Below are 13,088 nucleotides of genomic sequence, written 5' to 3' on the forward strand. Positions count from 1 at the left end.
TACGACGGAACAGAGGGCCAAGCCATCGGCACACCTGCACTCGGTGCTCCCGGTCGAACCCTGCGCCCCGAGGTTTCTTAGCGATATCCCAACGCCCGCCGCGCTACCAGCGGTTTACCCTCGAAATTACGGAAAGGGGGCAGCGATGAATAGTCGAAGCATGGTGCTGCTCGCCGCCGAATCGGGGGATCTCCCCACCTACAGCACGACCGCGGTGATGATCGGCTCCGCGATCCTGTTGATGATCATCGTCGTGGTCGCCGCCTACGTGATCCTCAGCGGACGGCGAGGCTGACTCTCGGCGCCCTCCGCTGCTCCGCCGAGGACGCCCACCGTCGACTCGACCTCGCCGGGTGGAGGCAGGTGCCACAGCCGCTGGACTACCACCACCGCGATACCGCTCGGCAGCGCGAGTCGAGCGGGCGGCCTGGCTCTCACCGAAGGTCGACTGGCTGGCCGCGGTGGATCGGACCCTGGCGTTCTACTTCAACCGGCTCACCCCGCTGACACCTGGTCCCGCGGGCGGGTCTCATTGGTCGGTGACGTCGCCTACCGACCCGACCCGACCCGACCCGACCCGACCCGACCCGGTCCGGCCGTCGGCGGCACCGCCCGCCTCGCGGTCATAGGCGGCGATCCGGCAGATTTGCAGCGACTTCGCTCAGCAGACTCCCCGGCCCACCTCGCTGGAATCCACACCGCCCGTTAATGCGCGGGTCGATGAGATGTGACAGACCGCTGCGTCGGTTACCGTGGCACCGCCGTGGTCCCCGCGACAATCGGGATACGGACCAGCAAACAAGGAGTGGGCATGAGCACGGAGTCTCCAGTCACCGAGTCGACTCGTGCGGTGCACGGCCCACATTCGGTCGGGACCGCTGTGGTGGTCGGCGCGCTCGGGGTGGTGTTCGGTGATATCGGTACCAGTCCGATCTACACCCTGCAGACGGTGTTCAACCCGGATGATCCGCATCCGGTGCCGATCAGCACCGCGAACGTGTACGGCATCGTGTCGCTGGTCTTCTGGTCGGTGATGATCATCGTGACCTGGACCTACGTCATCCTGGTGATGCGCGCCGACAACGACGGCGAGGGCGGGATCATGGCGCTGATCACGCTGCTGCGTCGGATGGGCGGTGCGAGTGGTCGGGCCGCCATGGCGTTGGCGGCGCTGGGGATCTTCGGTGCCGCATTGTTTTTCGGTGACAGCATGATCACGCCCGCGATCTCGGTGTTGTCCGCGGTGGAGGGGATGAAGGTCGTCCAGCCGGGGTTGGCAGATCTGATCGTGCCGATCACGGTCGTGATCATCGTGGGGCTGTTCGCGGTGCAGCGCCGTGGCACCGCTGCGGTCGGTCGATTGTTCGGGCCGGTGATGATCATCTGGTTCGTTTCGATCGGCGCATGTGGTGTGGGTGGCATCGCCGGGCATCCGGAAATTCTGAAGGCGCTCTCGCCGACCTATGCGTTGAGTTTCATGTTCGGGCACTTCGGCATCGCCTTCTTCGCGTTGGCGGGCGTGGTGCTCGCCGTCACCGGCGCGGAGGCGCTGTACGCGGATATGGGCCACTTCGGCCGGAAGGCGATCACGCGTGGCTGGCTGGGGCTGGTGCTTCCGGCGTGCACGCTGAGCTATCTCGGCCAGGGCGCGCTGCTGCTCGGTGACGAGAGCGCGGTGAGCAGTCCGTTCTTCCTCCTGGCACCCGGCTGGGCGCGGCTGCCGATGGTGCTGATCGCGACCGCCGCCACGGTGATCGCGTCGCAGGCGGTGATCACGGGCGCGTATTCGGTGGCGTCGCAGGCCGCTCAGCTGGGTTATCTGCCGCGGTTGCGGGTGGCGCACACGTCGGAGTCGACGATCGGGCAGATCTATGTGCCCTGGATCAATTGGGTGCTGATGGTTTCGGTGATCACCCTGGTGTTCGCTTTCCGCAGCTCGGCGGCGTTGGCGTACGCGTTCGGTATGGCGGTCACCGCGACGATCACGATCACCACGCTGCTGTTCTTCTACATCGCCCGGGCCAAGTGGGGCGCCCCGCTGTGGCTGGTCCTGCTCGGCGCTGTTCCGTTATTGGCGGTCGACCTGCTGTTCCTGGCGGCGAATATGACCAAACTGGTGCACGGGGCGTGGTTGCCGCTGTTGATCGGGGTCACGGCGTTCACCGTGATGACAACATGGGCGCGGGGACGTGCGGTCGTCACCCGGGCGCGGGAGGAGAAGGAGGGGCCGCTGCGCGCGTTCGTCGATGAGCTGGGTGATCGTCGGCCGCCGTTGCTGCGGATTCCCGGCACCGCGGTGTTCCTGAACCGCGGCAAAGAGACCACGCCGCTGGCAATGCGCGCCAATGTCGAACACAATCTGGTGCTGCACGAGCATGTGGTCATCCTGTCGATCGATACACTGCCGGTGCCGCGCGTCCTGGATTCCGAGCGCACCGAGATCGATGCCCTCGGCTATGGCGACGACGGAATCATCCACGTGACAGCGCGTTTCGGGTACATGGAGACACCGAACGTCCCGCACACATTGCGGCTGCTCGATCCGACGAAAACCGAGGGGCGGATCTCGGTCGACGACGCGTCCTACTACTTGTCGAAGATCGAGTTGAAGAAGGGCACGGCGCCGACCATGGCGGCATGGCGCAAACGCCTGTTCATCGCCACCTCCTACATCACCGCCGACGCTGCCGAATACTTCGGTCTACCGGGCGAACGGACAGTGATCATGGGTTCGCGCATCGAGGTGTAAGGCGTCCGAGGACATCGGCCATATCGTTGGACTGCGATCAAAATCGGCAGGTCCTACTGCGAGCAGCGCGTTCGTACGTTAGCGTCGAGCCGTGGATTCACGGCCGTACACAGGGCAGGACCGCGCCTCAGTATCCGACATCGCGATTGCGCTCGCCATCGGCGTCGCACTCGGTGTCTTCCTTGTCCAGGTGTCCACGACGAGTGCGATCGTCGGATGGGGTGCCAGCCTGCTGATCGTCACCGGCATGTTCCTGTGGATAAAGCAGATCCAGCGCCGCGTCCCGATCCGACAGTCGCACCATCTGCCCGTAGCGGCCGGCTACGCAGCGGTTATCTCCACAGCTTCGGCGCTGGCCGCAGCGCAGGCACACCTCACCTGGTGGTGGACGCTGGCGCTCGGTCCCGTCGCGGCCGCGGTCGCCAGCCGAAAAGTGCGGCGATCCGCCCATCCGGCGGGGTGAGACTGCAGTCGACAACTCTCGTGCTGGGCCTCGTCCACGATCCAGACCGCGATCGGGGCGCCCGCAGCGCGAGTTCTAGGTGTCTACATCAGGCGTTGCCGGCCGAATACGCGGTGGGGTTCGACTGCCACGCCTGTGTCAGTGAGTCCTGCAAATGACGCTTCAGTCCGCGCACCTTGGCGCTATCGGCCCGTCGTGGGTGCAGCGTCTCCTCCACCATATGCAGGAACCGTCGACGGGTGACGCCAAAGGTCACGAGCAGCTCGCCGGCGGTGGCGCCGCCGAACGGCGCCCAGCGGATCGCGAAACCGATCAGTGACTTCGCTGCCGCGTCGAAAGATTTCGCGGCCTCGAGCAGCTCACACTGGCGAAGCGATGTCCGCACCCACGATGCGTCGTAGCGCGTCTGCGCACCGGGACGACGCGTCGACCGCACGTCGTTCGAAGTACATCCGCACGGTGATGCGGGACGAACGCCATTGTCCGAACCGGCCGCGGGGCAGACGGCGAACACCGGGAATCGGTCCACCCGAGGGCGCGGCTCGAATCGCACCCGGACCGGCCGATCCGGGAACGGTGGGACGTCCCCGTCGATCGTCGTATACATCCACGGACCCTCGTCGAGTTCCACAATGGCGATCGTCAAGGGCGCCACCTGAGCGTGCGCACGGCTCGGACTGCGGTGTACCAGCCGCCACGACACGATCGAACCGAGACCAGACGAAGGCACCCATTCGAGATCCCAGGACCGACACGACGAACACTCGGCGGTCAGCGGCGCGAACAACTTGTTGCAGCGCCCACAACGCCGAATCATCAATATGGTTTCGGCCCCCATGGGGTTGCCGCTCGATTCGTATGTGTGCTCGGACATGGAAACCTCGCTGTGATAGCTATGAATGCTCTCCTCACCGAGCGTCGCCTCCTCGGCGTCCGACCGCGACGGTGGAACTACCCGGGGTATACCTATTTCTGCCGAGCGGTCCTGCGCAGAGACCCACTCCGGTAGTCATCGCCGGCCCTGGTAACTGGTCGAGCTTCGTCCGGATCGAGGGCCGACCCATCGGCGGCCGCCGCGGCGAGAGAGACACGTTGTCTCCGGCGACGATCCTGGCGGGACTTCAGCTATCGGTTTGCTGAGAATTGGCTATTCCTCACACCTGTGCCCGATCTGCCCCTAGCCTTGTTGTGTCAGTTTTTCCAGTACGGCTCGACCACCTGTCCGCGCGGAGTGGCAGTACCGCCACCCGCCTAGAAGTTGGGAGATGAACCGAATGGATAACAGGGACATTATCGACGCGTTCGAGGCCATGGATCGGGACTCCGACGGCTTTGTCAGCCGTGACGAATTCTTCGAGCACTACCGGAATAAGGGCAGGGAGCCCCGGGATATCGCAGCCTTGTTCGACAGCCTCGATATCGACGGCGACGGCATGATCATCAAACACGAATTCGTGGACGCAGCGGCCGGCGGACGTATCTGAGCGAATCCAGCCGATCCGTAGATCGGTCCCGGGAGATGACTCCCGGGACCGATTCTGTTGGCGGCCGACTTCGTCTGGGGCCGTACGAAACCTCGTTCCGCGCAGGAACATTCACGGGCTGCGTACAGCCCGTGGACGTGGTCGAGCGGGCTGCGAAGGCAGCCGGCGCCAGGTCTGTCGGAGGTTGATCACCGGTCGACGTCAGCAAGAGGACGAGCGGTGTTCCAGGAGTTTCCTTCTGGGGCCGGGCGCCGTTGACCAGCCCCAGAAGAGGTTCGGGGACTAGCCTGCGACGGCCTCGCCGGGGTTGGCGCGCTGAACTACCTCGGCCAGCAGGGTGTTGAAGCGGTCGGCGGCCTCGATATTGCCGAGGTGGCCGGTGGGCCAGACCTGGTAGTCGGCGAGGTGGCCCGCCTTGGTCAGTGCCTCGACGATCGGGCGGGACATGCGCTCGGGCAGCAGGTGGTCTTCGGCGCCCGCGATGACGGTGGTCGGAACCGTCAAGTGCGCGGCGGCATCGCCCAGGTCGAGATCGGCGAGGGCGGCGGCGTGCAGGCCGCGGGTGAGCGGGCGACACGAGCGAATGATGCCGAGTGCGAAGTCCACCTCGTCGCGGGTGGCGGGCTTGGACATCACGCGGGCCTTGAAGACCGCGCTGACCGGCCAGCCGCCGGGGAGCGGAACCGGCGCGGTGAGTGCGGTTTCCGCGATGACGAGCGGGACTCGGACACTGGCGCCGAGTACGGTCACCGGTCGCTTGGCCACCATGAGCGGTTTGTTGAACAGCGGCAGTAGGTCGGTCTCGTAGCGGATGTCGCTGGCTGCGGTATTGGCCATGATGACGGCCGAGGCCCGTCGACCGACCTGTTCCGGATAGCGAGATGCCCACGCCTGCAGGGTTATTCCGCCCATGCTGTGTCCGACGAGGACGGCGCGCTTGCCGAAGGGGATGGTGGCCTCGAGGACGGCCTCGAGGTCGTCGGCCAGGGTTTCCGGGCCGGGACCGGTGCTGCCGAGGGTGCTCTCGCCGTGGCCGCGCTGATCGTAGGCGACCACGCGGTAGCGGTCGGCGAAGGCGTTGATCTGCGGGTTCCAGTACTCGATGCAGCAGCTCCAGCCGTGGATCAAGACGATGATGTCGCCGTCGGCGGGGCCATAGGCGTGAACCCTGAGCTTGGCCCCGTCTCCGGTGGTAACCGGGATGACCTCGGGCGCGGTGGCGGGCTTGTTCAGCGCGGCGGTCCGGTAGGTCCGAGACCGAAGTCCCGCACGGTAGGCAGCGGTCAGCGGTTCGTCTCCGCGCACTTCCGCCAGCGTCCTCATCGACTTGACCAGCATTCGAGCACTCCTTTGTGTCTGCCGCCACAGTACAGTGCAAGCAAAGTGCTTGCTAGTGCTAGCGCTCTGCGGCGGAAATCCTGGCTCTATCGGGTGGATACCCGAAATTCGGTCGGGCCAATAGTGCTTACTGGAAGAAACTTCGGGCGCGAACGCTTTCTTCCTGGATATCGCTGGACATCGACGCGCCCGTTACCGCCTTCGGCGACCCGCACTGCCTCAATTCCCCTGTGCCCGGTCACAATCCCAACTCCCGCGGGTCACGAAACAGCCGCACCCCTCGCTGGGATCCGGGTCAGTGCCCAGAGGCGGATCCGACGAGAGGTGCGGCTGTTTCGTGCAGGGGCACGGCGGACCGAGTGGTCAGCCGGGGACCGGAGGGGAGGTCAGCTGGGGGCGAGGAAGTCGGAGACGTCCTCGGGCATTACCAGGCAGACCTGGTCGTCCGGGTGGAAATCATCGGGGATGTCGCGGCGGTTGGGGGCCCGAACGAAAACGACTACGGAGGATCCGTCGCCGGGGTCTATTTCGACCGCGACCGAGCCGGAGAAATCGCTGTCCCTGGGTGCGTGCCAGTGGCCCACATGCCCGAATTCGAGCTTGCGAGCCGCCCTGACCCCGAATCCGTCGAGCCGGGTAACACCAGCGGCGTTCACGTGGAGAAATTGTACTCTAGCTGCGGAAACGCCGGAATGGATTCGATCGTGTCAGTGGGGACGCCCGGTGCCTCGAGTCAGCTGTGGCGACAGTGGGTCGGCCGCGGCTAACGTTGATCCTTGTGGAGATGAGGCAGGCAGCACCGGAACCGGTCGTGCACCGCGAGCCGGTGGCGAATCCGGATCTGGCACTGCACTCCGGACCGGCCGCTGAGCCGGAGCAGGTGCAGCGCACCGGGCTGCGCGCCATGGGGTGGCCACTGGTCGCGGCGGGCGTCGGTATCGGCGCCGCGGTCCTGCTGCATTTCCGTGATCCGCACAGCGAAGGTTCATACGGAATCTGTCCGGTCTACGCGCTGACGGGGTTCTACTGCCCGGGCTGCGGCGGCATGCGGGGCGTGCACAATCTGACCGACGGCCGGATCCTCGATGCGGTGCACAGCAATCTGCTCGTGCTGCCGCTGGTACTGGCGTTCCTTCTGTGGATCGGCGACTGGTCGCTGCGCGCCTGGCGCGGTGAGCGAATGCGACTGCCGCGGATCGGTCGCACCACCATGTGGATGTTCTTCGCGCTGCTCATCGGCTATACGGTGCTGCGGAATACGCCGTGGGGGACCTGGCTCACGCCGGTCTGACGCTATGCGTGATTCGCTGAAGGATCGGGTCAGGGCGAAGCTATTGCGTCAGCTCGCCCAAGACGGTGCCCTCGACCATGAACAGGACGACCCCCGTCTGATCTCGGTCGAATCCGATCTGGACGCCCTGAACAGCGTTCCGGAAGGCCATCCCCTTATCGAGGAATTGGCCGTGCGCTACCTGGTGTTCTGAGGGCGCGTCAACGCGATGTCGAGTTGGCCTGTCCACCGAGGGGCGGCAGTTGCGGCAGCGGTTCGGTGAGCAGCCAGGCCTCCCACAGCGGCCGCAGCGGCACCAGACTGTAGTGGCCGGCCAGATCGGTGAATTCCTCGGTGCTGATCGATGCGTGCCGGTAGCGAATCGTCCACTCGCGCAGTAGATCCCAGAAGGCCAACTCGCCGAGTTCCAGGCGCAGGGCGTGCAGGGTGAGGGCGCCGCGCTTGTATACGCGATCGTCGAACATGCGCTGTGGGCTCGGATCGCCGACGATGATGTTCTGCGGCTCCCTGGACAGATTGTGCCGGGCGGCGCGCGCCAGCTGGTCGGCGGTCGGCCCGCCCGCGGCCTCCGACCAGATCCATTCGGCATAACAGGCGAAGCCTTCGTGCAGCCAGATATCGCGCCACTGCCGGATGGTGAGGCTATTGCCGAACCACTGGTGCGCGAGTTCGTGTGCGACAAGGCGTTCCGCGCCGCGGCGGCCGTCGCAGTGGTTGGCGCCGAAGACGGAGATGCCCTGGGCCTCGATCGGGATTTCGAGTTCGTCGTCGGTGATGACAACGGTGTATCCGTCGAAGGGATACGGGCCGAACTTCTCGATGAACAACTCCATCATCTGCTGCTGGCGTGCGAAGTCGTGCTCGAAGTTGGCGCGCAGCCGGACCGGCGCGACGGCCTGCATCGGCACCGAACCGTGCGGGGCATCGATGCGGTGCTTCTGGTACTGCCCGATCTGGATGGTGGCCAGATAGCTCGACATCGGTTCGGGCTGTTCGTAGACCCAGGTGGTCTGGCTCGCCTTGGTCTGCTTGCGGACCAGGGTGCCGTTGGCCAGCGCGTAGTACGGAGTATCGGTGGTGATCGAAATCCGGTAGCTGGCTTTGGAACTCGGGTGATCGTCGCAGGGGAACCAGGATGCGGCGCCATTGGGCTGATTGGCGACCAGGGCGCCCTCGGTCAGTTCCTCCCAGCCGACCTCACCCCACGGCCCACGCACCGGCTTCGGCACGCCCGAATACTGGATGACCAGCCCGAGCACCCCGCCCGCCGGAATCCGGCGCTGCGGGGTGATCACGAGCTTGCCGTGCTGGTGGATGTATTTCGCGGGCTTGGTCCCGTTGACGAAGACCTTGGCGACGGTGAGCGCTTGGGACAGGTCGAGTGCGAAACGATCTCGCACGGCGGTGGTCACCGCGGTGATCGCGGCCTTGCCTGCCAGACGGTTGCTGGCGACCCTGTAGGAGAGCTCCAGTTCGTACCGCGATACTCGGTAGCCGCGATTTCCGTTCTGCGGTAGGTATTCGTCGATGGGCTCTTCGTAGAACTTGCCCGGCATCAGTTGGCTGCTCCGGCCTCGCTAAGTCTCGGCGCCGCACTGGACCACGGCGCGATCGGATTTCCCCACCAGCGACTGGACGGCGGCACGGTGTCACCGCGCATGACCAGCGACGCGGGGCCGATGGTCGCGCCGTCGCCGATGCTCGCGGCGGGCAGCGCGACGCAATGCGGTCCCAGGGTGGCGCCGGCGCCGAGGGTGACGGTGTCCATGGCCATGATTCGATCGTGGAAGAGGTGGGTCTGCACCACACAGCCTCGTTCCACGGTCGCGCCGTCACCGAGTGTCACCAGGTCCGCCTCCGGTAGCCAGTAGGACTCGCACCATACCCCGCGACCGATCTTCGCGCCGAGTCCACGAAGCCACAGGTTCAGCACCGGGGTGCCGGTTGCGGCGCGCGCGAACCATGGCGCGGCAACGGTTTCGACGAAGGTGTCGGCTACCTCGTTGCGCCATACGAACGAACTCCACAGCGGATGCTCCTCGGCGCCGATTCGCCCGACCAGCACCCACTTCGCGATGACCGAGCTGGCGCCGGCGATCGCACCGGCGGCCATCAGCACCGAACCGCAGAGCAGCGCGGCGACCAGGTACCCCGCCGATTCCGCGATCCAGGCCAGCGTGAACAGCACACCGAGACCGATTCCGAACGTCACCAATACGGGTATGAGCCTGCAGGTTTCGACGATGCCGCGGAATACCTTGAGTCGTAGCGGCGGATCGAAGGTGCGTTCGGTATCGCCGGTTTCGGAGGCGCGGCGCAGTCGGACCGGCGGACTGCCGAGCCAGGACGAACCCGCCTTGGCCTTGGACGGTGCGGCCGAGAGCACCGCGACCAGACCGTTCTTCGGCACGCGGCGACCGGGCGCGGTCATCCCGGAATTGCCGAGGAATGCGCGCTTGCCGACCTTCGCATCGCCGATGCGCAGCCAGCCGCCGCCGAGTTCGTAACTGGCGATCATGGTGTCGTCGGCGAGGAAGGCGCCGTCGGCGACGGTGGTGAATTTCGGCAGCAGTAGCACCGTGGAGGCCTCGACGCTCTTGCCGACCTTCGCGCCGAGCAGCCGCAGCCACAGCGGGGTCAACAGGCTCGCGTAGAGCGGAAACAGGAAGGTGCGCGCCGAATCGAGCAGGCGCTCGGTGGCCCAGACCTGCCAGCCGACCCGGCTGCGGACGGGGTGATGGCCCTCGGTCAGTCCGATGCTGAGCAGTCGTACCGCGAGCACCGTCGTCACTGCGTACACGGTCAGGCTGAGCAGGGTGGCGACCGGCAGGATCGCGAAGCCGCGGCCGAGTGCGCCAGCGAGCGTGCGGGCATCGCGGATGAACCAGGCGATGAACGCGCCGCCCGTGGCCAGGCCGAGTATGGGCATGGCCGCCAATGCCATCGAGGTCACGCCGAAGATCGCGACCCAGTGTGCGGCCCTGGCGGGGGTGTGATCGGGCCAACGGTGCTGGGCCTTGCCGACCTTCGTCGCTGGCGAGCCCGCCCACTCCTGTTCGGCCTTGACCTTGCCCGCGACCGAGGAGCCCGGTGCGATCTCGGCGTTCTTGCCGATTTTGCTGCCGGGCAGCAGGATCGATCGCGCACCGATCACGGCGCCGGCGCCGATGGTGATCGGTCCGATGTGCACGACATCACCGTCGATCCAGTAGCCGGAGAGGTCGACCTCCGGTTCCACGCTGCAGCCGTCGCCGAGTTCGAGCATGCCGGTGACCGGCGGCAGGGTGTGCAGGTCGATGCCGGAGCCGATCTTCGCGCCGAGTGCCCGCGCGAACGGCACCATCCACGGTGCGCCGGAAAGGCTTTCGGCGCCGCTGGCCTCGGATAGCCGGACCGCCGCCCATAGGCGCAGGTGTACCGAGCCGCCGCGCGGGTAGCTGCCGGGCGCGACGCCCCGCAACAGTAGGCGGGCACCGGTCGCGCAGATCGCCATGCGACCGGGCGGGGAGATGAACAGCAGGAAGGCGGCCAGTGTCCACCACCACGACAGATGCGGCAGCCAAGGCAGTGAGCCGGACCAGCCCGCGATATTCCCGACAATGGCCAGCCAGGTGAGCCACTGCATTCCGGTAAGAGTGGCCAGCGCAATGGTGGCGAGTATCTGCGCCCACTGGGCGCTGCGCGGGGTGGGGCGCACGATGCGGGTTTCGACGGCCTCCTGTGGTGCGGTCTCGTCGAGTAGTTCGGCGAGGGCGCCCAGGCGGGGGTGGTCGTACAGGTCGGCGACGGTGATGCGCGGGTAGCGTTCGCGCAGGGCGGTGACCAGTTGGGCGGCCGCGAGCGAGCCGCCGCCGAGGTCGAAGAAGTCGGTGTCCGGGCCGGTGACCTCGGCGCCGAGAATCGAATCCCACAGTCCGGCGATCCATTCCTCGGTCTCGGTGAGGTCGGGACGCGGGGAATCGGTGTCGTTGGGCAGCGGCCACGGCAGGGCGTCACGGTCGACCTTGCCGGAGGTGCGGGTGGGCAGGTCGGGGACGATGGCGAGCCGGGGGACCAGTGGAGCCGGGAGTTGTTGCGCGAGTTGGGCCCTGGCCGCGGACACATCGAAATCCGGTGCGGTACCGGTGAGATAGCCGACCAGGATCTTATTGCCCGCCTTGGTGGAACGGATGGCGGCCGCGGCGCCGGTGACGCCGGGCAGATGTTGCAGTGCGCTATCGATCTCACCGAGTTCGATGCGGCGGCCGCCGAGTTTGATCTGATCGTCGGCGCGGCCGAGGAAGACCAGACCCGCACTGTCATTGCGGACCAGATCGCCGCTGCGGTAGGCCCGGTCCCAGCCGAGTGACGGTAGTGGAGCGTATTTCTCGGCGTCCTTGGCCGGGTCGAGGTAGCGGGCGAGTCCGACGCCGCCGATCACCAGTTCACCGGATTCGCCCTCGCCCACCGGATTACCGGCGGCGTCGACGACGGTCAGGTCCCAGCCGTCGAGCGGGAGTCCGATCCGGACCGGGAAGCCGCCGTCGAGCAGTGCCGCGCAGGCGACCACCGTAGCTTCGGTGGGACCGTAGGTATTCCAGACTTCGCGGTCCGAATCCGTATTGGATTCGCGGCGTTCGCGGGGCCCTGCGTGGTTACGCTCCGCTACCTCCTCCAGGTCCGTCGCTCGCGCCGCGGGACTTCCGGCAAGGCGTTCGGCGAGTTCGGGCGGCACCGCTTCGCCGCCGAAGATCAGTAGTCGGACCGGGTCCAGCGCCTCGGCGGGCCAGGTCGCGGCCAGTGTGGGCACCGTTGAGACGATGCTGATCTCGCGACGGACCAGCCAGGGGCCGAGATCCGCGCCGGTGCGGACCAGGGCGCGGGGCGCGGGCACCAGGCAGGCGCCGTTGCGCCAGGCCAGCCACATCTCCTCGCAGGACGCGTCGAAGGCGACCGACAGTCCCGCCAGGACACGGTCGCCGGGGCCGATCGGGGCGTCTGGGAGGAATAGCCGCGCTTCCGCGTCGACGAATGCCGCGGCGTTGCGGTGGGTGACCGCGACGCCCTTCGGGGTTCCGGTGGATCCGGAAGTGAAGATGATCCAGGCGTCGTCGTCGGGGGTGGGCCGAATGGTCGATTCGTCGGAGGTCGCTACCGGGAGCTGATCGGCCCGTTCGGCCGCGGCCGCCGTCGGTTCGATGCCCGCGGTCGTCGCGATGGCGGTAACCCTGGCTTCGCCGAAGACCAGTCGGGCGCGTTCCTCCGGATCGTCGGCGTCCACCGGGACGTAGGCGGCACCGGCAAAAAGAACGGCCAGGATTGTGATGTAGAGCTCATGCGTGCCGGACGCCATGCGGACGCCGACGCGGTCACCGGGTCGCACGCCCGCCTCGATCAATCGGACGACACCGGTATCGATCTCGGCCAGCAACTCGGTATAGCTGAGCACGACGCGTCCGTCATCGATCGCGGGTGCTTCGGGGTGGGTCCGTGCGGCGCTGTTCAGAATGTCGACAAGGGTCCTGGGCTGCGACGCGAGTGCGGCGCGTAGCAAGGGATGTGGCATCGGGAGCCCGGTCGTCGGGTCCTTGTCCGCCGCGGCGTCGACCTGCGGCTGCAGCATCACGTCCTGCCCACCTCTCATAGACCTGCCTAGCGCTTTCCCGAGTTGTTCTTTCACAAGAGGGTTACCAATGGGCAAACGCCACGGTGACCAACTGTCTACGGTACCTGCGGTATCGGCATTCTGTCGTCGACCGAACCGGGTGGTCGGTTGGCTGGGCC

Annotated in this window: 11 protein-coding genes; 6 read left to right on the plus strand and 5 right to left on the minus strand. The window is 66.5% G+C overall.

Going from position 1 to position 13,088, the window contains the following annotated elements; all coding sequences use genetic code 11:
• Positions 1-145 precede the first annotated feature (145 nt).
• The 3 genes from ACQP1G_RS02385 (at position 146) to ACQP1G_RS02395 (ending at position 3,212) form a co-directional block, all read left to right on the plus strand.
• On the plus strand, positions 146-295 hold the full coding sequence (locus ACQP1G_RS02385; protein WP_433197901.1) for a hypothetical protein: 150 nt from the start codon (positions 146-148) through the stop codon (positions 293-295).
• A 516-nt stretch (positions 296-811) separates the two neighbouring features.
• On the plus strand, positions 812-2,749 hold the full coding sequence (locus tag ACQP1G_RS02390) for a potassium transporter Kup (protein ID WP_433197903.1): 1,938 nt from the start codon (positions 812-814) through the stop codon (positions 2,747-2,749).
• 91 nt (positions 2,750-2,840) lie between these two features.
• Positions 2,841-3,212: a hypothetical protein gene (locus ACQP1G_RS02395; RefSeq protein ID WP_433197905.1), complete on the plus strand. Its 372-nt coding sequence runs from the start codon at positions 2,841-2,843 to the stop codon at positions 3,210-3,212.
• Positions 3,213-3,300: 88 nt separating this feature from the next.
• Here ACQP1G_RS02395 and ACQP1G_RS02400 read toward each other — a convergent pair whose 3' ends face one another.
• Positions 3,301-4,086 carry a Zn-ribbon domain-containing OB-fold protein gene (locus ACQP1G_RS02400; RefSeq protein WP_433197907.1) on the minus strand — a complete coding sequence of 262 codons (786 nt, stop codon included), beginning with the start codon at positions 4,084-4,086 and terminating at the stop codon, positions 3,301-3,303.
• A gap of 400 nt (positions 4,087-4,486) precedes the next feature.
• Here ACQP1G_RS02400 and ACQP1G_RS02405 point away from each other — a divergent pair, with 400 nt between their 5' ends.
• Positions 4,487-4,696, plus strand: coding sequence for an EF-hand domain-containing protein (locus tag ACQP1G_RS02405; protein ID WP_433197909.1), 210 nt, complete (start codon positions 4,487-4,489; stop codon positions 4,694-4,696).
• A 282-nt stretch (positions 4,697-4,978) separates the two neighbouring features.
• On the opposite strand, the gene ACQP1G_RS02410 is transcribed toward ACQP1G_RS02405, so the two are convergent.
• Together ACQP1G_RS02410 and ACQP1G_RS02415 are read right to left on the minus strand one after the other, a co-directional pair.
• Positions 4,979-6,034, minus strand: a complete 1,056-nt coding sequence (locus ACQP1G_RS02410) for an alpha/beta fold hydrolase (protein ID WP_433197911.1) — start codon at positions 6,032-6,034, stop codon at positions 4,979-4,981.
• Between the two features lie 386 nt (positions 6,035-6,420).
• Positions 6,421-6,690, minus strand: a complete 270-nt coding sequence (locus tag ACQP1G_RS02415) for a hypothetical protein (RefSeq protein WP_433197913.1) — start codon at positions 6,688-6,690, stop codon at positions 6,421-6,423.
• 128 nt (positions 6,691-6,818) lie between these two features.
• On the opposite strand from ACQP1G_RS02415, the gene ACQP1G_RS02420 reads away from it, so the two are divergent.
• The gene (locus ACQP1G_RS02420) at positions 6,819-7,325 is read left to right on the plus strand and encodes a DUF2752 domain-containing protein (protein WP_433197915.1); all 507 of its coding nucleotides are present in this window, start codon (positions 6,819-6,821) and stop codon (positions 7,323-7,325) included.
• A gap of 4 nt (positions 7,326-7,329) precedes the next feature.
• On the plus strand, positions 7,330-7,518 hold the full coding sequence (locus tag ACQP1G_RS02425; protein WP_433197917.1) for a hypothetical protein: 189 nt from the start codon (positions 7,330-7,332) through the stop codon (positions 7,516-7,518).
• 7 nt (positions 7,519-7,525) lie between these two features.
• On the opposite strand, the gene ACQP1G_RS02430 is transcribed toward ACQP1G_RS02425, so the two are convergent.
• Both ACQP1G_RS02430 and ACQP1G_RS02435 read right to left on the minus strand, forming a co-directional pair.
• A complete protein-coding gene (locus tag ACQP1G_RS02430; RefSeq protein WP_433197919.1) occupies positions 7,526-8,881 on the minus strand; it encodes a M1 family metallopeptidase in 1,356 nt (451 codons plus the stop codon).
• Complete coding sequence (locus ACQP1G_RS02435) at positions 8,881-12,870, minus strand: Pls/PosA family non-ribosomal peptide synthetase (RefSeq protein ID WP_433208039.1); 3,990 nt, start codon at positions 12,868-12,870, stop codon at positions 8,881-8,883. Before ACQP1G_RS02435 ends, ACQP1G_RS02430 begins: the two co-directional genes overlap by 1 nt.
• Positions 12,871-13,088: the final 218 nt, after the last annotated feature.

The sequence above is a fragment of the Nocardia sp. CA-107356 genome, assembly GCF_050946365.1.
In the GTDB taxonomy this organism is placed as follows: Bacteria; Actinomycetota; Actinomycetes; order Mycobacteriales; family Mycobacteriaceae; genus Nocardia.

Coding starts and splice junctions, on each gene's coding strand:
- ACQP1G_RS02405 (WP_433197909.1), top strand. CDS start 4,487: ATGGATAACAGGGACATTATCGACGCGTTCGAGGCCATGGATCGGGAC.
- ACQP1G_RS02400 (WP_433197907.1), bottom strand. CDS start 4,086: ATGTCCGAGCACACATACGAATCGAGCGGCAACCCCATGGGGGCCGAA.
- ACQP1G_RS02385 (WP_433197901.1), top strand. CDS start 146: ATGAATAGTCGAAGCATGGTGCTGCTCGCCGCCGAATCGGGGGATCTC.
- ACQP1G_RS02435 (WP_433208039.1), bottom strand. CDS start 12,870: ATGCCACATCCCTTGCTACGCGCCGCACTCGCGTCGCAGCCCAGGACC.
- ACQP1G_RS02425 (WP_433197917.1), top strand. CDS start 7,330: ATGCGTGATTCGCTGAAGGATCGGGTCAGGGCGAAGCTATTGCGTCAG.
- ACQP1G_RS02430 (WP_433197919.1), bottom strand. CDS start 8,881: ATGCCGGGCAAGTTCTACGAAGAGCCCATCGACGAATACCTACCGCAG.
- ACQP1G_RS02410 (WP_433197911.1), bottom strand. CDS start 6,034: ATGCTGGTCAAGTCGATGAGGACGCTGGCGGAAGTGCGCGGAGACGAA.
- ACQP1G_RS02420 (WP_433197915.1), top strand. CDS start 6,819: ATGAGGCAGGCAGCACCGGAACCGGTCGTGCACCGCGAGCCGGTGGCG.
- ACQP1G_RS02390 (WP_433197903.1), top strand. CDS start 812: ATGAGCACGGAGTCTCCAGTCACCGAGTCGACTCGTGCGGTGCACGGC.